Source organism: Ornithinimicrobium sp. (assembly GCF_030537745.1).
Taxonomy (GTDB): domain Bacteria; phylum Actinomycetota; class Actinomycetes; order Actinomycetales; family Dermatophilaceae; genus Ornithinicoccus.
This window is the reverse complement of sequence record NZ_JAUNVI010000009.1, coordinates 21,925-42,643: the sequence shown is the minus strand read 5'-3', so window position 1 is coordinate 42,643 and position 20,719 is coordinate 21,925. Positions and strand designations below refer to the sequence as shown.

22 protein-coding genes are annotated in these 20,719 nt (G+C 69.5%); 4 read left to right on the top strand and 18 right to left on the bottom strand.

Annotated elements, in window-relative coordinates; all coding sequences use genetic code 11:
* From Q4P07_RS03695 to Q4P07_RS03620, 16 genes are all read right to left on the bottom strand, one after another.
* Nucleotides 1-468, bottom strand: coding sequence for a universal stress protein (locus Q4P07_RS03695; RefSeq protein ID WP_303373540.1), 468 nt, complete (start codon nucleotides 466-468; stop codon nucleotides 1-3).
* A gap of 33 nt (nucleotides 469-501) precedes the next feature.
* Nucleotides 502-1,836 carry a glutamate-1-semialdehyde 2,1-aminomutase gene (hemL, locus tag Q4P07_RS03690; protein WP_303373539.1) on the bottom strand — a complete coding sequence of 445 codons (1,335 nt, stop codon included), beginning with the start codon at nucleotides 1,834-1,836 and terminating at the stop codon, nucleotides 502-504.
* Nucleotides 1,836-2,837 carry a porphobilinogen synthase gene (hemB, locus tag Q4P07_RS03685; protein WP_303373568.1) on the bottom strand — a complete coding sequence of 334 codons (1,002 nt, stop codon included), beginning with the start codon at nucleotides 2,835-2,837 and terminating at the stop codon, nucleotides 1,836-1,838. The genes hemL and hemB overlap by 1 nt, the downstream gene beginning before the upstream one ends.
* A gap of 71 nt (nucleotides 2,838-2,908) precedes the next feature.
* Nucleotides 2,909-4,573 carry a uroporphyrinogen-III synthase gene (locus Q4P07_RS03680; RefSeq protein WP_303373538.1) on the bottom strand — a complete coding sequence of 555 codons (1,665 nt, stop codon included), beginning with the start codon at nucleotides 4,571-4,573 and terminating at the stop codon, nucleotides 2,909-2,911.
* Nucleotides 4,574-4,576: 3 nt separating this feature from the next.
* On the bottom strand, nucleotides 4,577-5,533 hold the full coding sequence (hemC, locus tag Q4P07_RS03675) for a hydroxymethylbilane synthase (RefSeq protein WP_303373537.1): 957 nt from the start codon (nucleotides 5,531-5,533) through the stop codon (nucleotides 4,577-4,579).
* A complete protein-coding gene (locus tag Q4P07_RS03670) occupies nucleotides 5,530-6,909 on the bottom strand; it encodes a glutamyl-tRNA reductase (RefSeq protein ID WP_303373536.1) in 1,380 nt (459 codons plus the stop codon). Before Q4P07_RS03670 ends, hemC begins: the two co-directional genes overlap by 4 nt.
* On the bottom strand, nucleotides 6,906-7,565 hold the full coding sequence (locus tag Q4P07_RS03665; RefSeq protein ID WP_303373535.1) for a redox-sensing transcriptional repressor Rex: 660 nt from the start codon (nucleotides 7,563-7,565) through the stop codon (nucleotides 6,906-6,908). The genes Q4P07_RS03670 and Q4P07_RS03665 overlap by 4 nt, the downstream gene beginning before the upstream one ends.
* A gap of 155 nt (nucleotides 7,566-7,720) precedes the next feature.
* A complete protein-coding gene (locus Q4P07_RS03660) occupies nucleotides 7,721-8,092 on the bottom strand; it encodes a glutaredoxin family protein (protein ID WP_303373534.1) in 372 nt (123 codons plus the stop codon).
* A gap of 15 nt (nucleotides 8,093-8,107) precedes the next feature.
* Nucleotides 8,108-8,206 carry an AURKAIP1/COX24 domain-containing protein gene (locus Q4P07_RS03655; RefSeq protein WP_005504750.1) on the bottom strand — a complete coding sequence of 33 codons (99 nt, stop codon included), beginning with the start codon at nucleotides 8,204-8,206 and terminating at the stop codon, nucleotides 8,108-8,110.
* Nucleotides 8,207-8,358: 152 nt separating this feature from the next.
* A complete protein-coding gene (locus Q4P07_RS03650; RefSeq protein ID WP_303373533.1) occupies nucleotides 8,359-8,559 on the bottom strand; it encodes a helix-turn-helix domain-containing protein in 201 nt (66 codons plus the stop codon).
* 189 nt (nucleotides 8,560-8,748) lie between these two features.
* Nucleotides 8,749-9,936 (bottom strand): acetoin utilization protein AcuC, encoded by a 1,188-nt coding sequence (locus Q4P07_RS03645; RefSeq protein WP_303373532.1) that lies wholly within the window; start codon nucleotides 9,934-9,936, stop codon nucleotides 8,749-8,751.
* Nucleotides 9,937-9,993: 57 nt separating this feature from the next.
* Nucleotides 9,994-10,533 carry a GNAT family N-acetyltransferase gene (locus Q4P07_RS03640; protein ID WP_303373531.1) on the bottom strand — a complete coding sequence of 180 codons (540 nt, stop codon included), beginning with the start codon at nucleotides 10,531-10,533 and terminating at the stop codon, nucleotides 9,994-9,996.
* Between the two features lie 106 nt (nucleotides 10,534-10,639).
* Entirely contained in the window at nucleotides 10,640-11,449 is an 810-nt protein-coding gene (proC, locus tag Q4P07_RS03635; protein WP_303373530.1) for a pyrroline-5-carboxylate reductase, read from the bottom strand.
* A 1-nt stretch (nucleotide 11,450) separates the two neighbouring features.
* Nucleotides 11,451-12,416 carry a proline dehydrogenase family protein gene (locus tag Q4P07_RS03630; RefSeq protein ID WP_303373529.1) on the bottom strand — a complete coding sequence of 322 codons (966 nt, stop codon included), beginning with the start codon at nucleotides 12,414-12,416 and terminating at the stop codon, nucleotides 11,451-11,453.
* Between the two features lie 58 nt (nucleotides 12,417-12,474).
* On the bottom strand, nucleotides 12,475-13,296 hold the full coding sequence (locus Q4P07_RS03625) for a sugar phosphate isomerase/epimerase (protein WP_303373528.1): 822 nt from the start codon (nucleotides 13,294-13,296) through the stop codon (nucleotides 12,475-12,477).
* Nucleotides 13,293-14,234, bottom strand: a complete 942-nt coding sequence (locus Q4P07_RS03620; protein WP_303373527.1) for a Ppx/GppA phosphatase family protein — start codon at nucleotides 14,232-14,234, stop codon at nucleotides 13,293-13,295. The genes Q4P07_RS03625 and Q4P07_RS03620 overlap by 4 nt, the downstream gene beginning before the upstream one ends.
* 45 nt (nucleotides 14,235-14,279) lie before the next feature.
* Between Q4P07_RS03620 and Q4P07_RS03615 the strand changes: the two genes are divergently transcribed.
* The 4 genes from Q4P07_RS03615 (at nucleotide 14,280) to Q4P07_RS03600 (ending at nucleotide 18,771) form a co-directional block, all read left to right on the top strand.
* Nucleotides 14,280-15,110 carry a hypothetical protein gene (locus tag Q4P07_RS03615; protein WP_303373526.1) on the top strand — a complete coding sequence of 277 codons (831 nt, stop codon included), beginning with the start codon at nucleotides 14,280-14,282 and terminating at the stop codon, nucleotides 15,108-15,110.
* 10 nt (nucleotides 15,111-15,120) lie between these two features.
* On the top strand, nucleotides 15,121-16,551 hold the full coding sequence (gene radA, locus Q4P07_RS03610; RefSeq protein WP_303373525.1) for a DNA repair protein RadA: 1,431 nt from the start codon (nucleotides 15,121-15,123) through the stop codon (nucleotides 16,549-16,551).
* A 220-nt stretch (nucleotides 16,552-16,771) separates the two neighbouring features.
* Nucleotides 16,772-17,827 (top strand): DNA integrity scanning diadenylate cyclase DisA, encoded by a 1,056-nt coding sequence (gene disA / locus Q4P07_RS03605; RefSeq protein WP_303373567.1) that lies wholly within the window; start codon nucleotides 16,772-16,774, stop codon nucleotides 17,825-17,827.
* A complete protein-coding gene (locus tag Q4P07_RS03600) occupies nucleotides 17,827-18,771 on the top strand; it encodes an A/G-specific adenine glycosylase (protein WP_303373524.1) in 945 nt (314 codons plus the stop codon). Before disA ends, Q4P07_RS03600 begins: the two co-directional genes overlap by 1 nt.
* On the opposite strand, the gene lgt is transcribed toward Q4P07_RS03600, so the two are convergent.
* Nucleotides 18,705-19,547: a prolipoprotein diacylglyceryl transferase gene (gene lgt / locus Q4P07_RS03595; RefSeq protein ID WP_303373523.1), complete on the bottom strand. Its 843-nt coding sequence runs from the start codon at nucleotides 19,545-19,547 to the stop codon at nucleotides 18,705-18,707. The genes Q4P07_RS03600 and lgt overlap by 67 nt on opposite strands.
* Before the next feature lie 10 nt (nucleotides 19,548-19,557).
* Entirely contained in the window at nucleotides 19,558-20,694 is a 1,137-nt protein-coding gene (locus tag Q4P07_RS03590) for a peptidoglycan bridge formation glycyltransferase FemA/FemB family protein (RefSeq protein WP_303373522.1), read from the bottom strand.
* Between the last annotated feature and the right edge of the window lie 25 nt (nucleotides 20,695-20,719).

Below are 20,719 nucleotides of genomic sequence, written 5' to 3'. Positions count from 1 at the left end.
TCAGAGTGTCCCACGGGAGGCTGTGCCTGCCCTGATCGACGAGGTCGGACGGCTGCTCTTGCCCTTGCTCCTGCCCTTGACCAACAGCACCTCGCACTCTGCCTCCATCAGCACCCGCTGCGCGGTGCTGCCCAGGAAGAGCTTGCCCACGGTGGAGCGGCGCCTGGTGCCCAGCACGATGATCTCGACCGGCAACGTGCGGGCACGGTTGAGGATCATCGTCTCGATCTCCGGCCCGACGGGCTGCTCGGCCTCAGCGGCGACGCCGGCCTCCCTGGCCCTCTCCACGAGGTCTCTCAACTGGTCGTAGGGCGCGAACTGAGGGTCATCGAGCGACTCCCCCTTGGTGGCGTTGATGATGACCAGCCGGGCTCTGCGGAAAGCGGCCTGACGGACCGCAGCCTCGAACGCCGCGGCCGCGGACCGGTGGGGGACGTGCGCCAGCAGCACGACCGGGGTGCGTGGCATCGAGACAAACCCTCCTGTGGGCGGGACGCTGGGTCAGGCGATCTGCGCGGCGGCCTGCTCGATCGCCCGGGCAGTGTGCTCGACTGCCTCGTCATCGTGCGCGGCGGAGACGAACCACGTCTCGAAGCAGCTCGGCGGCAGGTGCACGCCGCGGCGCAGCATCGCGTGGAAGAAGCGGCCGAACCGCTCGGCATCCTGGTCACGGGCGGTGGCGTAGTCGGTGACCTCGCCCTCGCGAAAGAAGACGCTGAACATCGACCCCGCCCACTGGATCCGGTGGGGTATGCCGTGGCGGGTGAACGATTCGGTGACGACGCCCGCGAGGGTGCCGGACACCTCGTCCAGCCGTTGGTAGACCTCGTCGGTGCAGGCGCGCAGGGTGGCGAGTCCGGCCGCTGCCGCGACCGGGTTTCCCGACAGGGTGCCCGCCTGGTAGACCGGCCCTTCCGGGGCCAGCATCGCCATCACGTCGGCGCGGCCGCCGAAGGCGGCGGCCGGGAAGCCACCTCCCATGACTTTGCCGAAGGTGAACAGGTCTGGCGCCCCGCTGGCCGGGACTCCCTCGAGCCCGAGCCATCCGGATGGCGAGCAGCGGAAGCCGGTCATCACTTCGTCGCTGATCAGCAGCGCGCCGTGGGCCTGGGTAATCTGCCGCAGGCCCTGCGTGAAGCCCGGCGCAGGCGGCACAACGCCCATGTTGCCGGGGGAAGCCTCGGTGATGAGCGCCGCGATCTGGTCGCCGCGCTCGGCGAAAACCGCTTCGACCGCGGCGAGGTCGTTGTAGGGCAGCACGATCGTCTCGCCGGCTGCGCTCGGTGGCACCCCGGGGCTGTCCGGAAGCCCGAACGTCGCGACACCGGAGCCAGCAGCGGCCAGGAGTGCATCGACGTGCCCGTGATAGCACCCGGCAAACTTGACGATGAGCGAGCGGCCGGTGAACCCCCGTGCCAGTCGGATCGCACTCATCGTGGCCTCGGTGCCGGAGTTGACCAGGCGCACCTGTTGGACCGGTCCGACCCGGCCCACGATCTCCTCGGCGAGCAGCACCTCACGCTCGGTCGGCATTCCGAAGGAGAAGCCGGCCGCCGCCGCGGCGGTCACCGCGCCAAGGACATCGGGGTGTCCGTGCCCCAGGATCATCGGCCCCCAGGAGCAGACCAGATCGACATAGCGCTCGCCATCAGCGTCCCAGATCCACGGACCCGTCCCGCGCACCATGAACCGTGGCGTCCCTCCGACCGAACCGAACGCGCGCACCGGTGAGTTGACGCCGCCGGGGATCACTGCCCGCGCCCTCGCGAGCAGTGCCTCCGAAGCGTTGGAGTGGACAGCGGGAGTCCCGGCGTGGTCAACGGGATGGGCCGACATCATGCCCCTACCCTGCCACCGAGCAACCGCGCGGCGTGCACGGCGTAGTAGGTCAGGATCAGCTGGGCGCCGGCCCGTCGGATGGAGGTCAGCGTCTCCAGGACCATGCGATCCCGGTCCAGCCAACCGTTGGCAGCCGCCGCCTCGATCATCAAGTATTCACCGCTGACCTGGTAGGCGGCGACGGGGACGTCGGCGACGGCCGCGACGTCAGCCAGCACGTCGAGGTAGGGCAGCGCGGGCTTGACCATCACCAGATCGGCGCCCTGCGCCAGATCCAGACGCAGCTCCCGCAGGCTCTCGGTCCGGTTGGCAGGGTCCTGCTGGTAGGTGCTCCTGTCCCCCTTCAGGGTGGAGGCGACCGCCTCACGGAACGGCCCGTAGGCGGCCGAGGCGTACTTGGCGGTGTAGGCCAGCACGGCAACGTCCTGGTGCCCGGCAGCGTCGAGGGCGGCACGCACCACCGCGACCTGTCCGTCCATCATCCCGCTCGGCCCCACCACGTGCGCGCCGGCGCGGGCCTGCGCGACGGCCATCTGCGCATACACCTGGAGCGTCGCGTCGTTGTCGACCCGGCCGGCGTCGTCAAGAACACCGCAGTGGCCGTGGTCGGTGAACTCGTCCAGGCAGAGGTCGCTCATCAGGACGGTCTCGTCCCCGAGCTCGTCCCGCAGACGGCGCAGCGCCGCGTTGAGGACGCCGTATGGCGCCAGCCCGGCGCTGCCGACGGCGTCCTTGTCCACGTCGCGTGGGACGCCAAAGACCATGATCCCGCCGACCCCGAGGTCGATCGCCTCACGCGCAGCCTCGACCAGGCTGTCAGGAGTGTGCTGGAGCACGCCGGGCATCGAGGAGATCGGCGCTGGCTCGCTGATGCCGTCGCGGACGAAGACCGGCAGGACCAGGTCGGCAGGGTGCAGCCGCGTCTGTGCGACCAGCCTGCGCATCGCGGGAGTGGTGCGCAGGCGCCGGGGGCGGTCGACCGGCCCCGGGTAGGCCACGTCAGTGGCCTGGTAGCTGTCGGTGCCAGTGCGAGTCCCACCTGGCACTGGCACCGACCTCGCCCGTCCGTTCACCGCCGGACGCGGGCGCGGCGGGTGGTGGCGCGCTTCTGGCTGGGCCGCAGGACCGGCTCTCCGGCCGTCTGCGCCTGGCTGACGAGCAGCCGACCGTGGTGTGCGAGCGCGTCGACCAAGGCGACCCCCGACGGCTCGGGAGCGATCACGTCGACCGTCAGCCCGTGCTCCTCCGCCGTCTTGGCCGTAGCCGGACCGATGCAGGCCACGATGGTGGTCGGGTGCGGCTTGCCCGCGATGCCGACCAGGTTGCGGACCGTGGAGGAGGAGGTGAAGCAGACCGCATCGAAGGATCCGCCCTTGATCGCCTCACGCACTGCGGCGGCGGGCGGGGCCGCTCGGACGGTGCGGTAGGCGGTGACGTCGTCGACCTCCCAGCCGATCTCCCGCAGACCGGCCACGAGGGTGTCGGTCGCGATGTCGGCGCGGGGCAGGAAGACGCGGTCGATCGGGTCGAGCACGTCGTCGTAGGGAGGCCAGACCTCGAGCAAGCCCCTGGCCGACTGCTCACCCTCGGGCAGCAGGTCGGGCTCCAGTCCCCAGTCGCGTAGCGCCTGGGCGGTGGCTCCACCGACGGCGGCGAGCTTGAGCCCGGAGAAGGCACGGGCATCCAGGCCGACCGCCTCGAACTTCTCCCGCACCGCCTTGACGGCGTTGACAGAGGTGAACCCGATCCACTCGTAGCGTCCAGTGACCAGGCCGCGAACGGCGCGGTCCATCTGCTGCGGCGTGCGGGGCGGCTCGACGCTGATCGTGGGGACGACCGAGGAGGTGGCTCCATAGGCCGCGATCCGATCGGTCATCGGCCCGGCCTGGTCCTTGGTGCGTGGCACCAGGATGGACCAGCCGAAGAGGGGCTTGGTCTCATACCAGCTCAGCTCGGCACGCAGTTCGCCCGGCGGGCCGACCACCGCGACGGAAGCCTCCGGGCAGCAAGCGCTGCCGTTCTCCATACCGGCGATGGCGTCGTGGAGGGAAAGGACCGTGGTGTGCTGCGTCACCGTCGTGCCGTGCTCGGTGAGCGCGACCGGGCTCGTGGCGTCCCGTCCGGCCCCCACCAGTGCGCGCAGCGCAGTCAACAGGGCCTTGCCGCTGCCCAGGACGACCACGGTGACGTCGCCGCCGGTCGAGAGAGACCAGTCGATGTGTGGATCGCCAGCGGTGATCATGTGGACCGCGCCGCTGCGGTCGTGCGCGGAGAGCGGGACCCCGGCATAGGCGGGCACTGACCACGCCGTGCTGACGCCGGGCACGATCTCAAAGCCGACACCTTCGTGACGGCACGCGAGCGCCTCGGCCGCCAGGCCGCTGAACACGCTCGGATCCCCGTCCATCAGGCGGACGACCAGGTGGTCAGGTGTCGCGAATCGCTTGGCGGTCTTGATCAGCAACCGGGCGCGCGCCTTCTCGGTGAGCGGCTTGCCGCCCTGGGCCTGCGAGGCCGCGAGGACGAACTCCACGTCGTCGCGGGCCCAGGGGGCCAGTTGCTCGGCGCGGTGCAGGGTGTCGAGCAGGATCACGTCTGCGGCCGCGAGATAGTCGCGGGCCCGGACGGTCAGCAACCCGGGGTCTCCGGGGCCAGCGCCGACGAACGCGACCCGTGCGGCGCGGGCGCCCTCGGGCGAAGGGATGGGGGTGAGCGATGCGGCTTCAGTGCTCATGGTTCACGCTCCGGTGGTGTGTGATCTCGTAGTGAACGCTGCGGCGGGACCGGTGCCGGAGTGCTGGACGGGATCGAGACGGGACAGCAGGTGCTCGGCCACGTCATGGCCGAGCGCGGCCGGGTCGAACCCGGTCGCGACGTGTCGCTGCGGCTGGTCCTGCAGCATCACGAAGACTGAGAGGGTGAGGGCATCGCTGCCCTCGATGAGCCGGGCCCAAGCGGCCACTGGCGCGGTGCACCCCGCGCCGAGGCGCCGCAGCACCGCGCGTTCGGCGTCGACTGCACGCCGGGTGGGTTCGTGCTCGAGCACGCTGGCGAGGACCTGCCGGAGGTCGGCGTCCTCTTCCCGGCACTCGACGGCAAGAGCCCCCTGACCGGGAGCGGGAAGCATCCCCTCGATCGGCAGTCGCTCCGCGACCTCGTCGAGACGGCCCAACCGGGACAGGCCGGCGCAGGCGAGCACGACGGCGTCAAGGTCACCGTCCCGGACATAGCCGATGCGGGTGCCGACGTTGCCACGGATGTCCTGAATCGTCAGGTCGGGGCGAAGTTGCCGCAGCTGGGCGGCGCGTCGGGCCGAGCCGGTGCCGACGCGGGCGCCGCCGGGAAGGGCATGCAGGCGCAGACCGTCGCGCGCGACCAGGGCATCGTGAGGGTCCTCGCGCTGGGGGACGGCAGCGATCAAGAGTCCGTGCTCGGGAGCGGTGGGCAGGTCCTTGAGGGAGTGCACCGCCAGATCGATGTCACCGGCGCGCAGCGCCACGCGCAGCGCCGAGGCAAAGACACCGGTGCCACCGATCTCACTGAGGCTGGCGCGGTTGGTGTCGCCCTCGGTGTGGACGTGGACGAGGTCCACCTCGATGCCGGTCGCGCGGAGACGGTCGGCGACCCACTCGGACTGGCTGGTCGCCAGTGCGCTGGCGCGGGTGCCCAGGCGCAGGGCGGGAGGCGCAGTCATCGGCGGGCCTCCTGCGACGTGGAGCGAGCGGCAGGGCCGGTCGGCGGTGGTGCGGCGACCACCGCCACATCGCGAGGGTCGAGGTCGAAGAGCTCACGCAGCACCTGACTGTAGTCGCCGGACTGCAACTGCTTGGCGCGCACCGTCGGCGTATGGAGCAACTTGTCGACGACCCGCTCCACGGCCCTGCGCACCTCGGCCCGGTCGTGCTCCGGCAGCTGCGGAATCCGCTGGTCAAGCCTACGCATCTCGGCCTCCACGACCTGCGAGGCTCGTGCTCGCAGGGCTGCCAGCGTCGGTCCCAGTCGAGCAGCCCGACGCTCGGTGAGGTAGCCAGCGACCTCTGCGGTCACCAGGTCTCGCACGGCGCAGACAGCTGTCTGCGCCGTGCCGGCTCCTGCACCGGGCGAGCGCTCTGGCTCGACCTGATGGGCGCGCTGCTCCGCGCTCAGCTCTACCAACCCCCAGAGGTGGACCCCGGCGAGGCGGGTCACATCGGGGTGGATGTCGCGCGGCAGCGCCAGGTCGAGGACGACCAAGGGTGCCTCCGTGTGGCCCTGCTGCGCCCGCGCCAGCGCCAGCGCCTCAGGCTCGATCACATAGCCAAGCGCTCCGGTGCAGGCGATGACCAGGTCCGCGCGCCCCACGAGAGGATCGAGTTCGGCCCAGTCGGCGGCACGCGCGCCGTTGCCCGCGGCGAGGCGCTCGGCCCGTGCACGGGTGCGGTTGACGACGGTGACGTCCTTCGCACCTGCTCGCTCCAGGGTTGTCAAGACCAGACCCGACATCGCGCCTGCGCCCACGACCACGACGCGTGCTTGGCCAAGGTCATGGCCACGGCCATGGAGCACGGTGTGCGCGCGCTCCAGACCCTGCGTGACCAACGAACGGGAAACCTGGTCGATGGTCGTCTCGGCGTGCGCGCGCTTGCCGACCCGCAAAGCCTGCTGCACCAGGGGGTTGAGTGAGCCACCCAGCCGGCCGTCCCGTTGGCCGGTGACCAGCGCGTCCCGCAGCTGCCCCAGGATCTGAGACTCGCCGACCGCCATCGAGTCGAGTCCGCAGGCGAGGGAGAAGAGGTGTGCCACCGCCCGCTCGTCGTAGTGGACGTAGAGGTGCGGCATGAGCTCGTCCTGGCTCAGTCCGGTGGCCTCGCCCAGGGCCTCGGCGATCTCGATGACGGCACCGTGGAAAGTCTCGGCCTCGACGATCACCTCAAGCCGGTTGCAGGTCGAGAGCACCAAGGACTCGAGGATGTGGCCGGAGCGCTGCACCCGGTGGGCCAGCTCCCGGGAGTCACCGGCCCGCAGCACAGCTCGCTCGAGCAGCTCGATCGGAGCCGTGTGGTGGCTCACGCCCATGATCAGCACGCTCATCCGACGTCCTCCCGGACCTGCGCGAGGCGCTGCTGGTGAGCGTGGAAAGCCAGGATCGCGAGCTCGGTGGCCAGGTCGACCGCCCGGACGTGCACGCCGGCGGGGACACGGAGCACGGCGGGGGCGAAGTTGAGGATGGAGTGCACGCCCAGCTCGACGAGCTTGTCCGCGACCGACTGGGCGGCGGCCAGCGGGGTTGCGATCACGCCGACCGCGACGGGCGTGCGCTGCGGGTCGAAGGTGTCGAAGGAGCGGACCGTCAAGCCGTGGACGTCGGTCCCCACGACCGCGGGATCGTTGTCGACGAGGGCAACGACCCTGAACCCGCGAGTCGCCAGGCCGCTGTAGGAGGCAAGGGCCCGCCCGAGGTTGCCCATCCCGACGATGACCAGCGGGTGGTCGTTGCTCAGCCCCAGCTCCGCCGCGATCTGGTCGCTGAGGCGGGTGATGTCGTAGCCGACCCCACGGACCCCGTAGGAGCCCAGCGCGGACAGGTCCTTGCGCACCTGAGCCGAACGCACGCCGGCGAGCTGGGCAAGCTCATCGCTGGAGATGAGGGTGCGTCCGCATTCGTCCACCTCAGTCAGCACCCGCAGATAGCCAGGAAGTCGCCCGACGGTGGCCTCCGGCACCCCACGGCGGGCGGACTCGGCCATCACGATGTCGGGCTCCTCTCACGGGACGGACAGCACCGACGGGAGGCCCTATATCAGACCCGCTCTCGCGGTCGGCGCGGACCCCTCACTCTAGGCATGGAAACCTCTCCGGACCAAAACGCGGTGGTGACCCGGGACGCGCCCATGGCTGACCTCTACGGTGGGCCGTCCACCGGCCGCAGCAATGCGGCGCGCAACTGTGCAGGCTCCATCCAGAAGTGCGCCAGCTCCACCCCGTCGAGCACGAGGACGGGCACCTTGGAGGTGTAGCGGGCGAGCAACTCGGGGTCCTCGCTGCCGGCCAGATCGAGGTCGTGGACGGTCAACTCGACGCGGGGCATCGCGCGCTCCGCTGCGACTGACTCCACCACTTCCTGCATTTCGTCGCACAGATGACAGCCGGCCCGCGACCAGATGACCAGCTGACGAACCCGCGTCCGGCGACGTCGCCGGAGGAGTCGGACCAGGTAGGCAGATGGCGTCGCCCCATGCGGGGCGACGCCATCTGTCGGGCCTGCAGATTGCATCCGTCGCAGTGCCGACTACTTCTTGTTGCGGCGCTGGTGGCGGGTCTTGCGCAGCAACTTGCGGTGCTTCTTCTTCGACATCCGCTTGCGCCGCTTCTTGATCACAGAGCCCATGGGCTGTCCTTCTTCTCGTCGGTCGGGGTCATGCCTGCATGTCGGGCCGGGCGCGGCAAAAACTGCCACGTCTCACGTGCACGACGGATCACCAACAATAACCGCACGGGCGCGACGCTCCCAAACGAGCGGTCTGCACACGCCGGCGTGGCTCACGCGGTGCCGTGGTAGGAATCCTCGAGGTAGTCGTTCACTGCCTTCTCCGGAACCCGGAAGGAACGGCCCACGCGGACCGCTGGTAGTTCGCCGGAGTGCACCAATCGGTACACAGTCATCTTTGACACGCGCATCACCGCAGCCACCTCGGCCACGGTCATGAACGTCATCCCGGCGAGCTGACGCTCTTCTGCCATCTGACGCATCCTCTTCTCTTGTTGGCTGGATGCGGGTTCGGCTTCCCCTCCGGACCACTTCCAGTTCCTGTCGTGGGCCCACCATAGGGGCAGAAGTGGTCACTGCGAAAGTCGTTCACCAGATTTGTCTAGCGTGACACGCTGGATGTGACGAACGGAACTGATGTGACAGATGATCCGGAGCAGCGCTCAGTCGAAGTAGGGATCGAGGCCCCAGCCTGGGAAAACGGCCCTGCGCGTCGCCATGATCGCCGAGTCGACAGGGTCGTCTAGCCGGTAGCCCTCCTCCCAGGAACCGTAGTGGATCTCGCGCCCACCCCGGTCGCCCATCAGTTGCGGAGCCTCGCGTCCGTACACCTGTTGGACGTGGTCCCGCCACTCTTGCGGGGTGGGGGTCGACGGGTCGACAGGCCGACCGGTAACTACCCCGATGAGGTGGGCCCAGGCTCGCGGCACGACCTCCACCAGTTCGTAGCCTCCACCACCGAGCGCAACCCAGCGTCCGTTTGCTGTGGTGTTGACAAGGTCCTCGACCCAGCGGTAAGCCACCGCGAGCGCATCCATCGAGACGGTGAGATGGGCTAGCGGGTCGGCGTAATGACAGTCGCAGCCGTGCTGGCTGACGATGACGTCCGGTCCGAACGCGCCGACGACCGTCGGCACCACCGATTGGTAGGCCCGCAGCCACCCCTCGTCCCCGGTCCCCGGTGGCAGCCCGATGTTGACTGCGGTGTCCAAAGCCTGCGGTCCACCGGTGTCCCCGGGAAAACCGGTGCCGGGAAAGAGCGCCCGACCGCTCTCGTGGATGGACACCGTCATGACCCGGGGGTCGTTCCAGAAGCACCGCTCCACACCGTCCCCGTGATGGACGTCGAGGTCAAGGTAGAGGACCTTCTTCGCGCCGAGTTGCAGGAGCCGGTGGATCCCGACGGCGATGTCGTTGTAGACACAGAATCCGCTGGCCCTCTCAGGCATGGCGTGGTGCAGGCCGCCGGCGATGTTCACGACTCGCTGGGTCTGGCCGTCCCAGACTGCCTCGCAGGCGGCGACGGTGCCACCGACCGCGAGCGCAGAGGCCTGGTGCATGCCTGCAAAGGCGGGGGTGTCGTCGGTGCCCACCCCGTGCCGTCCCGTGGCGCTGCCCGGGTCAGCTGAAGCGGCCTTGACGGCCGCCAACAGCTCCGGGGTGTGCACGGTGAGAAGCTGTTCGTCGGTGGCTGCCACGACCGTGCGGACCTCGACGTCGGAGTGGTCCAACAGTCCAAGAGACTGGGCGAGGCGATATGTCAGGTCCAGGCGACTCGGGTGCATCGGGTGCCCCACACCAAAGTCGTACGCCGTGTAGCGCTCGTCCCACAGCACCCAGGAACTACTCATGGGGTGCACGCTAGTCCACACCTACGACCGCAGGCAGGGGCCCTGACGAAGGCATGCTCAGAGGGAGGTCGGGACGCCGCCGTAGCTGCCGAGTGGGTAGACCATCATCAGCTCGACCGAGTCTGCATCTTCTTCGCTCACGCCATGGATCCGCATCGGTCGCCGCTCATCGGTGGGCCGGAACCCGAAGCTGGACGCGAAGGCGACCGCGCGGCCATTGTCGGTGCCGACCCAGTAGACCAGTTGCCGCAGGCCTTCGTCGCGGGCAACGACGGCTGCCTTCTCCATGAGCTTGCGGGCCACGCCGGTGCCTCTGCGTGACGCCTCTACCCAGAGGGCGAAGAGCTCTCCCGCCCCGGGGATCTTGGTGCGATGCCCGGTGCCGACACTGACGACACCGATCACCGCTTCGCCATCTTCAGCCAGGATGCGACGCGCCCGCACCATGCGCTCCTGCCACACGGCGTCATCGAACGCCTCCTCCTCCTCAGCGGAAGCCACGAAGAACTCGGGCGACTCGCGCAGGGCACGCAGACGGACGTCCCGATAACTGGGCCACTCGTCCTCATTCAGGACCCGCACGCGAATGTCAGTCATGCCTCTACTCTTTCACACGGCCACAAGAGGCTGCTGACGCCTAGGTGCCTCCCACCGCGTCGACGATGCCCGTCAAGGCCGGGAGCAGGCCAGACCGAAGACACTGCTACGCCGGGGGGGAGAGCTCGTGCGAGCGACGAGCCGCGGCCTCGATGGCCGTAAGAAAGGCAGCGCGGACCTTGTGGTCCTCCAACGCGCGGAGGGCAGCGACGGTCGTCCCGCCCGGGCTGGAGACCTGCTCGCGCAGCACGGTCGGGTGCTGGTCGGTCTCGCGCATCATGGTGGCTGCGCCGTAGAGGGTCTGCACGACCAACTCCGTGGAGGTATCCCGCGGCAGCCCTAGGAGGACGCCCGCCTCGATCATCGCCTCGACGACGTAGAAGATGTAGGCCGGTCCGCTGCCGCTGACCGCCGTCACGGCGTCCTGGTGCAACTCTTCGATCACGATCACCCGCCCCACGTTGCTGAGCAGCACCCGCGCCTGCTCGATCTGGGCAGGCGTGCACTCACGGCCAGGGCTCATCGCCGACATCCCTTGGTCCACCAACGCTGCGGTGTTAGGCATCACCCTGACGACAGCCGTTCCCTCGGGCAGCCGGCGCTCGAGGAAGGTGGTGCTGATCCCAGCGGCGATCGAGATCACCAAAGTGCCGGGCTGGATCTCCTCGCGGATCTCCTCCATCAGCGTCGCCATGTCCTGAGGCTTGACGGCCAGCAGCACGACGTTGGCGACAGCCACTGCTTCGTGGACGGAGGTGGCCCGCGCGCCGAAGGGCGCGGCGACCTGCCTCGCCCGGTCTGCGGACTTGTCGCTGACCAGCAGATGGGCGGGGTCATGGCCGGACCGGACTAGGGCCGCGAGCAGCGTGCTGCCCATCACCCCGGCACCCAGGAGCGCGATCGTGGCGTCTCCCACGTCAGCCTCTCGTGGCGAGGCCACGCAGGAAGAAGCCCAGGTTGGCGGGACGTTCAGCCATCCGACGCATGAGGTAGCCGTACCACTCCTGGCCAAAGGGCAGGTAGACACGCATCGCAGCACCGCTGGCCGCGAGCCGCAACTGCTCCTCCGGGCGGATGCCGAGCAGCATCTGATACTCGAAGGAGTCCGTCCCGCGCTGGGCCTTGTCGGCGAGCACGGTCGCGATCTCGACCAGGCGGGGGTCGTGGGTGGCGACCATCGGGTAGCCCTGACCCTCCATGAGGATCTTCAGGCAGCGCACATAGGACCGGTCTACGTCCGCCTTGTCCGCGAAGGCGACCGTCTCCGGCTCCTTGTAGGTGCCCTTGCACAGTCGCACTCGCGAGCCCTCCGTGGCGAGGTCGCGGCAGTCCTGCTCGGTGCGGTAGAGGTAGCTCTGCACCACTGCGCCGACCCACGGCCAGTCCTGGCGCAGGTCACGCAGCACCGAAAGCGTGAGGTCGGTGGTGGTGTGGTCCTCCATGTCGAGCGTCACCGTGGTGCCTGCGTTGGCGGCGGCCTGACAGATGACCCGGGCGTTCTCCAGCGCGATCTTGTTGCCGTCCCGACCGAGGGCCTGTCCTAGGGCAGAGAGTTTGAGGCTCACCTCCGCTCCCCCGCCTTGGCTCAAACCCGCCTCGCTCAGCGCATCGAGCAGGTCGACATACGCCTCCTTGGTCTGGGCCGCCATCGCCGGGTCGACCGTGTCCTCGCCGAGATAGTCGATGGTGACCTGACGCCTGGTGTCGACCAGCTCCGTGCTGACCTGCACCGCGTCCGCGACGCTCACCCCCCCGACGAAGCGCCGGACGACGTCGCGGGTGAACGGCGCGCGCTCGATGACCTGCCGGAGCTGGTCAGAACGGCTCATCCCGAGCAGGGTGGCACGCATCGCTGCGGCCGGGTTGAGGTCGGCGAGATCCATGGGCACAGGCTACGACTTCTGCGTGAGCGGGACCGCTACGGGGCCAACGACGACGGGTTCAGGAAGCGGGACGGAAGGCGGCGCCGGGGCGATCAGCCTGGCCCAGGTGCTGGCGCGCAAAGGCCAGCGACTCCGCCAGAGCCCGTTCCCGCTTGGCCCGATGCATCTTGCGGGTGCCGACCTCGAGGCTGACGATGCCCCCGAAGTCCGTTTCGACCAGATGACGGAGCACCTCAGCGCACTTCTGCGTGCCGCGCCCCGGGACGAGGTGCTCATCCTTGAACGAGCCCGTGGAGTCCCCCAGGTGCACGTGGCTGACCCGCTCGCCCAGGCCGCGCGCGAGCTCGAGCGCGTCGGTCCCGGCAGTGGCGGCGTGCGAGATGTCCAGGGTGACGTCCCCATAGGGGAAGTCGCGCGGGTCCGGACCGGGGAGGTAGGCCTGCATCGAGTTGACTCCGGAGCGCCACGGGAACATGTTCTCGACCGCGATCTTGATGCCCCATTTCTCCTGCCGCTGCGCCACTCCCTCGACGAAATTCTCCGCATAGCCTCGCTGCCAGCGGAACGGCGGGTGGACCACCACGCAGTCGGCGCCGACCTCGCCGGCCAGATCGAGCGCCCGCTCCACCTTGCCCCACGGCTCCCAGCCCCACAGCCGCTGAGCAAGCAGCAGGGTGGGCGCATGGATCGCGCCGATCGACAGCCCGTGCAGGCGAGCGAGCGCGTTGAGCGCCCCGGCTTCCTGGGTGACGGGGTCGGTCCACACCATGATCTCCACGCCGTCATAACCGAGGCGGCCCGCCAGGTCAAAGGCATAGGCGGCGTTCTCGGGGTAGACGGAGGACGTCGACAGGTGGACCGGGATGTGGTCGTCGGTCATGTGATCGGGCCTTCCGTAAGTCGGTCGAGGTAGCGCAGGATCAGGCCCTCGCGCAACGCCCAGGGGCACACGGACAGCGCGTCGACGCCAAGGAGTTCCATCGCAGCCTCAGCGACGACCGCGCCGGCCAAGAGCTGAGGCGCACGAGCCACGGACACCCCAGGCAACGAGGCCCTTGCTGCCGCGGGCATGATGGCCAACCGGGACACGAGATCTGAGACGTCCTCCAACGTCAGGCTACGCGCCACGTAGGGGCCCTCTCCGCGGGGAGCGGCCCCCATGGCCCGGGCTAGGGATCGGATGGTCTTGCTCGTGCCCACCGCGAGCTGCGGCACCCCGACCCGGGACAACGCCGGCTTGACGGCGGCGATCTCCGACCGGACCCGCTTGCGCACCGCCTTGAGCTGCGCCCGGCTCGGGGGGTCACCGTCGAGCTCCCGCGTCAGCCGGCCGGCCCCCAAGGGCAGGGAGAACGCCACGTCGGGCTGCTCGTCCACCCCGGCCGCCAGCTCCAGCGAACCACCGCCGATGTCGAACAACAGGATCCGCCCCGCCGACCAGCCGAACCAACGGCGCACCGCCAGAAAGGTCGCCCTGGCTTCGTCCTCGCCGGAGAGCACCTCGAGGCTGACCCCGCTCGCCCCGCGAACGCGCCGGAGGACGTCCTCGGTGTTGCTGGCGTCCCGGATCGCGCTGGTCGCGAAACCCATCAATGCACCGACGCCACGTTCTTCGGCCACTTCCACGCAGTCGGTCACGAAACCGGCCAGCGCGTGCGCCCCGTCCTCAGAGATCTCGCCGTCGGGAGTGAGGTGCTCGGACAGCCGCAACACCATGCTGTGCGAGTAGTCCGGCGTCGGGTGAGCTCCGGCATGGTAGGCGTCCACGACGAGGAGGTGCACCGAGTTGGAGCCGACGTCGATCACTCCCAAGCGCATTGAGCCACTATCCCATCCCGGCACCTCCGCACCTACGCTGAGCCTGTGACCTCCACCCCTCTCGATGCCCCGCGCGCCTGGGCCGAGTTCGCCGACCCGGCCGAGCCGGACCAGCGCTTGCGGGTCGACCTGACGTGGCTCACCTCCCGATGGCACTGCATCTTCGGGAGGGGCTGCCCGGGCATCGACGCCACCGAGCCAGACGCTGGATGCTGCACGCTCGGGGCCCACTTCACCGACGAGGACGACCTCGCCCGGGTGGCCGCGGTCGTGGACCGGCTCGGGCCCGACGAGTGGCAACTGCGCGACCCCGGCCTGGAGGAGGGCTGGGCCCTCGAGGTCGACAACATCTCCACGACGCGGGTCGTCGACGGGGCGTGCATCTTCTTCAACCGCGCAGGCTTCCCCGCGGGGGTCGGCTGCGCCCTGCACCAGCACGCCATCGCCGAGGGCGTCCAGCCGCTGACCACCAAGCCGGACGTGTGCTGGCAGCTTCCCGTCCGCCGGTCCTATCGCGACGTCGAGCTTCCCGACGGCACCTCCTACCTGGAGATCACCATCGCCGAATACGACCGGCGCGGATGGGGGCCCGGTGGCCACGACCTCGACTGGTACTGCACCAATGACCCGTTGGCGCACACGGCTCCTGACCCTGTCTACGTGTCGATGCGCGCCGAGCTGGTGGAGCTCGTCGGGACCGAGGCGTATGACGTGCTCGCGCAGGTGTGCGGCGACCACCAGGAAGCGCAGGATGTGCTGCGCGCTCGCAGGGCCGGAGCGCGTCCGCCCGTCGGTGGGCGCACCCTGCTCCCGCTGCTGGTCCACCCTGCGACGGAGGCGGCGCGTGCCGGCCGGTCTGTCGGTGAGCCCACCTAGGGTGGCGTTCGTGGCAACCAAGTCAGGCAGCAAGCCTTCGTTCCGGTGCACCGAGTGCGGGTGGACGACGATCAAATGGGTCGGTCGCTGTGGCGAGTGTCAGACCTGGGGCACGGTCATGGAGGTCGGCGCTCCCACAGCCTCGCGGACCAGCGCGATCTCCCCGGCACGCCCGGCCCGCCCGATCGCAGAGGTAGACGCGAAGGCCGCACGGGCCCGCTCGACCGGTGTCGGCGAGTTCGACCGGGTGCTGGGCGGTGGTCTCGTGCCCGGGGCGGTCGTGCTGATGGCCGGCGAGCCCGGCATCGGGAAGTCAACCCTGGCCCTCGACGTGGCCGCCCGCGCCGCGCGCGCCGGGCACCGCGTCCTCTACATCTCCGGCGAGGAGTCGGCCGCCCAGGTCAAGCTGCGCGCCGAACGTATCGGGGCGGTCGCGGACGCGCTCTACCTTGCCTCCGAGACCGACCTGGGCACCGTCCTCGGGCAGATCGAGTCGAGCGACCCGGACCTGGTCATCATCGACTCCGTGCAGACGATCGCGTCGGCGGAGGTGGAAGGCTCCCCCGGCAACGTCAGCCAGGTGCGCGAGGTGGCCGGAGCGTTGATCCAGGCGGCCAAGTCCCGCAACACCGCGGCCATCCTCATCGGCCATGTCACCAAGGACGGCTCGATCGCCGGCCCTCGGCTGCTGGAGCACCTCGTCGACGTCGTCGTGCAGTTCGAGGGGGAGCGGCATTCGCGGCTGCGACTGGTCCGGGCCGTGAAGAACCGCTACGGACCGACCGACGAGGTCGGCTGCTTCGACTTGGGTGACTCCGGGATCATCGGGCTCGCGGACCCGAGCGGGTTGTTCTTGACCAGCCGTGATCGACCGGTGCCCGGCACCTGCGTCACCGTCACCCTCGAGGGGCGTCGCCCGCTGGTGGCGGAGCTGCAGGCGCTGGTGAGCCAGACCAACGGTGGTTCTCCTCGCCGCACCACCAGCGGCCTGGACAGCTCCCGGCTCGCCATGGTCCTGGCGGTCCTCGGTCAGCGGGCCAGCGTCCAGCTCGGCCAGCACGACTGCTATGCCGCGACAGTCGGTGGTGTGCGGCTCTCCGAGCCGGCCGCCGACCTGGCTCTGGCGCTCGCCCTGACCAGCGCGTTGGGCGATCTCCCGCTGCCCATGGGCACGATCGCCGTCGGCGAGGTGGGTCTGGCCGGCGACCTCCGCGCGGTGACCGGGCTACCTCGCCGACTGGCCGAGGCTGCCCGGATCGGATTCAAGGAGGCGGTGGTGCCGGTCGGCTCCCTCACCGAGGGACCCCCGCCGCCGGGGATGCGCGTCCATGAGGTCGCCACCCTGCTGGACGCTGTCGCGCTGGTCGTGACCGCCGCCCAGAGCAGCGCCGCTGCCCCAGGCGACGCGCCGCCAGCGCACTTCGACCTCACCTCGCGCTGAGGACCCTGCCCACATCACGATGGAGTAAAGAAGAAGCAGGTCAGCCTGCCGCGAGTCCTCGCACGACTAGGATCGGCGCAGGAGACATCGGGCATCGTGCAGGGCGAGGCTGGGCTCCGAGCACGGCCACACGACCGCGTCCTCCGACGAGGCCATCGAGCCCTGCCCACTGAGGAGAAGGACACCGGACGACGTGGCCGAGCGCACCGACGAAGACATCATGAGCAGCACGCTGGCTGCCGCCGCGCCGGGCACTGACCTCCGAGACGGCCTCGAGCGAATCCTGCGTGGGCGCACGGGCGCGCTGATCGTGCTGGGCAGCGACCGGACTGTCGAGTCCATCAGCAGCGGCGGCTTCGAGCTCGACGTGGAGTTCTCCGCTACCCGCCTGCGCGAGCTGGCCAAGATGGACGGGGCGATCATCCTCAACCGTGAGGCCACGCGCATCCTGCGCGCTGCGACGCAGCTGGTCCCCGACCCCTCCATCGAGACCCGCGAGAGCGGCACGCGGCACCGCACCGCCGAGCGCGTGGCCAAACAGACCCGCATGCCCGTCATCTCGGTCAGCCAGTCGATGTCCATCGTGGCGCTCTACATCGGCAACCTGCGTCACGTGCTGGAGGAGCGCACCCAGATCCTCGCTCAGGCCAACCAGGCGCTGCAGACCCTCGAGCGCTACCGCTCCCGCCTCGACGAGGTCACCGCCACGTTGTCCGCGCTGGAGATCGAGGACCTGGTCACCATCCGCGAGGTCGCCTCGGTGCTGCAGCGGCTGGAGATGGTCGCTCGGATCAGCTCGGAGATCCAGCAGTATGTCGTCGAGCTCGGCGTCGACGGCCGCCTCGTCGGTCTGCAGCTGGAAGAACTGACCGGCGGCATCGGGCGTGACCGCGAGCTGGTGATCCGCGACTACGCCGGCACCGCCGACGCCATCCGGGAGCCTAGCGCCGTGCTCGCCTCGCTGGCGCAGCTCGACGCCGCCGAGTTGCTCGACCTCGGCGCGGTGGCGCGCTGCATGGGCATCACCGTGATCGGTGATGGCATGGACCACCTGGCACTCAGCCCCTCGGGCTACCGCCTGCTCAACCGCATCCCTCGGCTGCCAGGGGCCGTCGTGGACCGGCTCGTCGACCACTTCGGCAACTTCCAGTCGCTCCTGTCCGCCGGCCTGGAGGACCTGATGCGGGTCGACGGTGTCGGTGAAGCCCGCGCTCGGGCGGTGCGCGAAGGCCTGTCGCGGCTCGCCGAGGCCTCGATCCTGGAGCGCTACTCGTAGTGCCTTCCGCCCGCGCCCCAGCAGCGTTCACCCACGACCTGCACGCCCGCGTCCTGTCCTGGTATGGCGTGCACCAACGCGATCTCCCGTGGCGCCGGGTGGGGCGCTCCCCGTGGGGGGTGCTGGTCTCGGAGGTGATGCTCCAGCAGACCCCGGTCGCCCGCGTCCTCCCCGTGTGGGAGAGCTGGATGACAGCCTGGCCCACCCCGACGGACCTGGCGGCAGCCAGCCCCGGCGAGGCGATCCGGGCCTGGGGACGGCTCGGTTATCCGCGTCGCGCCCTCCGGCTGCACGCCACGGCCACCGCGATCCGTGACGATCATGCCGGCGAGGTCCCGTCCCAGGAGGCCACGCTGCGCACCCTGCCGGGCATCGGTGACTACACGGCCGCCGCCGTTGCGGCCTTTGCCTTCGGGCACCGCACGACGGTGGTCGACACCAACGTGCGCAGGGTCCAGGCACGAGCGGTCACCGGCCGCGCGCTGCCCGCGCCCACCCTGAGGAGGGCAGAGGTGGACCTGGCGGCGTCGCTGCTGCCGGCTGACCGTGCCGACGCTGCACTCTGGAACGTCGCGGTCATGGAGCTGGGAGCCCTGGTCTGCACAGCGCGCTCGCCCCGGTGTCCGCAGTGTCCGGTCGCCGACCTCTGCCGTTGGCGGCGCGCCGGCTCACCCGTGGACGACGGGCCGCCTCGTCGCGTCCAGACCTGGGCGGGCACCGACCGGCAGTGTCGCGGAGTCATGGTGCAGGTGCTGCGGGAGGCGGACGACCCCGTCCACGCGGAGACGCTGCACTCAGGGTGGACCGACCGGGCCCAGTCCGAGCGTTGCCTCGACAGTCTCGTCGCCGACGGCCTGCTGGAGCCGCTGACGGACGACTACTTCTCGCTGCCGACCTGCCCGTCGACGGGCGCAGGGTCTGCGACGGTGGGCCGGTCCCGGTAGGCCAGCCAGAGCAGGAGGATGCCCCCCAGGATCATCGGGATGGACAGGATCTGGCCCATCGTCAACCAGTCCAACGCCAGATAACCCAGCTGGACGTCCGGGATGCGGAAAAACTCCACCCAGAACCGGAAGCACCCGTAGAGGAGCAGGAAGACTCCCGAGATCGCGCGGGTCGGGCGGGACCTTCGCGAGAAGATCCACAGGACCGTGAAGAGGACGAGTCCCTCGAGCGCGGCCTCGTAGAGCATCGTCGGGTGGCGCGGCTGATCGTCGGCAGAAGGGAAGACCATGGCCCAGGGCAGGTCGGTCGGCTTGCCCCACAGCTCACCGTTGATGAAGTTGCCCATCCGACCGAAGAACAGGCCGAGCGGGACCAGCGGCGCGATGAAGTCAGCGACCTGCCAGAAGCCTCGATGGGTCTTGCGCCCGAAGATCCAGACTGCGAGAAGCACGCCGAGCAGCCCACCGTGGAACGACATACCCCCCTGGTTGAACTTGATGATCCACAGCGGATCCGCAATGGCCTTGTCCAGGCCGTAGAAGAGCACATAGCCCAGGCGTCCACCAAGGACGACACCGAGCGCAGACCACATGATCAGGTCGCTGACCTCATCGCTGGTCCATCCCGACCCCGGTCGGCGGGCACGCAGCGTGCCCAGCCACCAGCCAAGCATGATGCCGACCGCATACATCACGCCGTACCAGTGGATGGTGAGCGGTCCGAGGTCGATTGAGGGGGAGATGTCGGGGTAAGGCAGCACCGTGAGCACAGTCATAGCGAGTCCCTCAGCCGCCGACCGGTGGGATGGCGTGGGCGCGAGCGGCCTTCTTGGCCGCAGCCCTGCGCTTCTTGGCCTGCGACAGGCGCGCCGCCACCATGCGGCGGCCGTGTTGCATGCGGGGCAGCGCGGTGGCCAGCGCGGCATAGGCGAGCTTGCGGTGGACGATGTCGATCTCGCCGATGAGCTCGGTGGCTCCGTCGGCCTTGGCGAAGGCGCGCTTGAAGACGTAGAGCCCGTCAGAGCTGTCCAGGGCAAAGACCCCGCCCAGGTCGTAGGACTCCGCGCCGTGGTCAAGCCCAAAGGCCATCAGCGCGTGGTTGAGCACGTTGCTGCCGTAAAGGTTGCGCTTGACGTCGCTGGAGCCGGCATAGAGGTAGGAGAGCTTTCCGTAGTAGTCGATGAGGATCGCGACAGCGAGCACGTCACCCTCGTGGCGGGCCACCGCGATGTGCATCCGGTCACCGAAGGCCTCGCGCATCCGCTCGAAATACGTCGCGTCCCGTGCGGTGATCTCCTTGCGCCGCGCCATCTGCGAGTAGACGTCGTAGAAGATGCGCAGGTCCTCCTCCGAGGAGCCCAGGCTCATCTCCACGCCCTTGCGCAGACCGGCGCGCACCCGTGACCGGGTGGTGGAGTTGTACTTGCGGAGCAACTCCTCTTCGGTCAACTGGTTGCCCTCGGCATCCTTGAGCGCAACCACCATGTTGTAGCGCGGCTGGATCAGGTCGTCCTTGCCGGCGCCGACGTTCTTGACCACCCAGCCCGGCTGCGTCCGCATCCAGGAGTCCAGCGCGTCGTCAAAGCGGATCTCCGGATCCATCCGGGTCATGATCGCGCGGTGCTTGGTCGCCAATGGCGCCGCCTCCGCCAGGATCGATGCCACGGCGTGTTCGTCGTCCCAGTCGACGAGCGGCCCCCTCGGGGCGTAGAGCACCGAAAAACCGCCCGGCAGCCGACGGACCAGGACGGTCATGGCCGAGACGATACGGCCGCCCTCCTCGACGTAGACCGCTTCCTGACCCCAGTCATCCTTGACGATCCCCCACCGCACGTCCTGAGTGAGGGCGCGGTGCGGGTGGGAGCGGACGAACTGGTCGTAGCGCTCCAGTTCTGCGGCATCGGCGGGGTCGAGGACAGGCACGGGGCTACGCTACCCCGCTTAGACT

Coding starts and splice junctions, on each gene's coding strand:
- Q4P07_RS03695 (WP_303373540.1), bottom strand. CDS start 468: ATGCCACGCACCCCGGTCGTGCTGCTGGCGCACGTCCCCCACCGGTCC.
- hemL (WP_303373539.1), bottom strand. CDS start 1,836: ATGTCGGCCCATCCCGTTGACCACGCCGGGACTCCCGCTGTCCACTCC.
- Q4P07_RS03680 (WP_303373538.1), bottom strand. CDS start 4,573: ATGAGCACTGAAGCCGCATCGCTCACCCCCATCCCTTCGCCCGAGGGC.
- hemC (WP_303373537.1), bottom strand. CDS start 5,533: ATGACTGCGCCTCCCGCCCTGCGCCTGGGCACCCGCGCCAGCGCACTG.
- Q4P07_RS03670 (WP_303373536.1), bottom strand. CDS start 6,909: ATGAGCGTGCTGATCATGGGCGTGAGCCACCACACGGCTCCGATCGAG.
- Q4P07_RS03665 (WP_303373535.1), bottom strand. CDS start 7,565: ATGGCCGAGTCCGCCCGCCGTGGGGTGCCGGAGGCCACCGTCGGGCGA.
- Q4P07_RS03660 (WP_303373534.1), bottom strand. CDS start 8,092: ATGCAATCTGCAGGCCCGACAGATGGCGTCGCCCCGCATGGGGCGACG.
- Q4P07_RS03655 (WP_005504750.1), bottom strand. CDS start 8,206: ATGGGCTCTGTGATCAAGAAGCGGCGCAAGCGGATGTCGAAGAAGAAG.
- Q4P07_RS03650 (WP_303373533.1), bottom strand. CDS start 8,559: ATGGCAGAAGAGCGTCAGCTCGCCGGGATGACGTTCATGACCGTGGCC.
- Q4P07_RS03645 (WP_303373532.1), bottom strand. CDS start 9,936: ATGAGTAGTTCCTGGGTGCTGTGGGACGAGCGCTACACGGCGTACGAC.
- Q4P07_RS03640 (WP_303373531.1), bottom strand. CDS start 10,533: ATGACTGACATTCGCGTGCGGGTCCTGAATGAGGACGAGTGGCCCAGT.
- Q4P07_RS03630 (WP_303373529.1), bottom strand. CDS start 12,416: ATGGATCTCGCCGACCTCAACCCGGCCGCAGCGATGCGTGCCACCCTG.
- Q4P07_RS03625 (WP_303373528.1), bottom strand. CDS start 13,296: ATGACCGACGACCACATCCCGGTCCACCTGTCGACGTCCTCCGTCTAC.
- Q4P07_RS03620 (WP_303373527.1), bottom strand. CDS start 14,234: ATGCGCTTGGGAGTGATCGACGTCGGCTCCAACTCGGTGCACCTCCTC.
- disA (WP_303373567.1), top strand. CDS start 16,772: ATGAGCAGCACGCTGGCTGCCGCCGCGCCGGGCACTGACCTCCGAGAC.
- lgt (WP_303373523.1), bottom strand. CDS start 19,547: ATGACTGTGCTCACGGTGCTGCCTTACCCCGACATCTCCCCCTCAATC.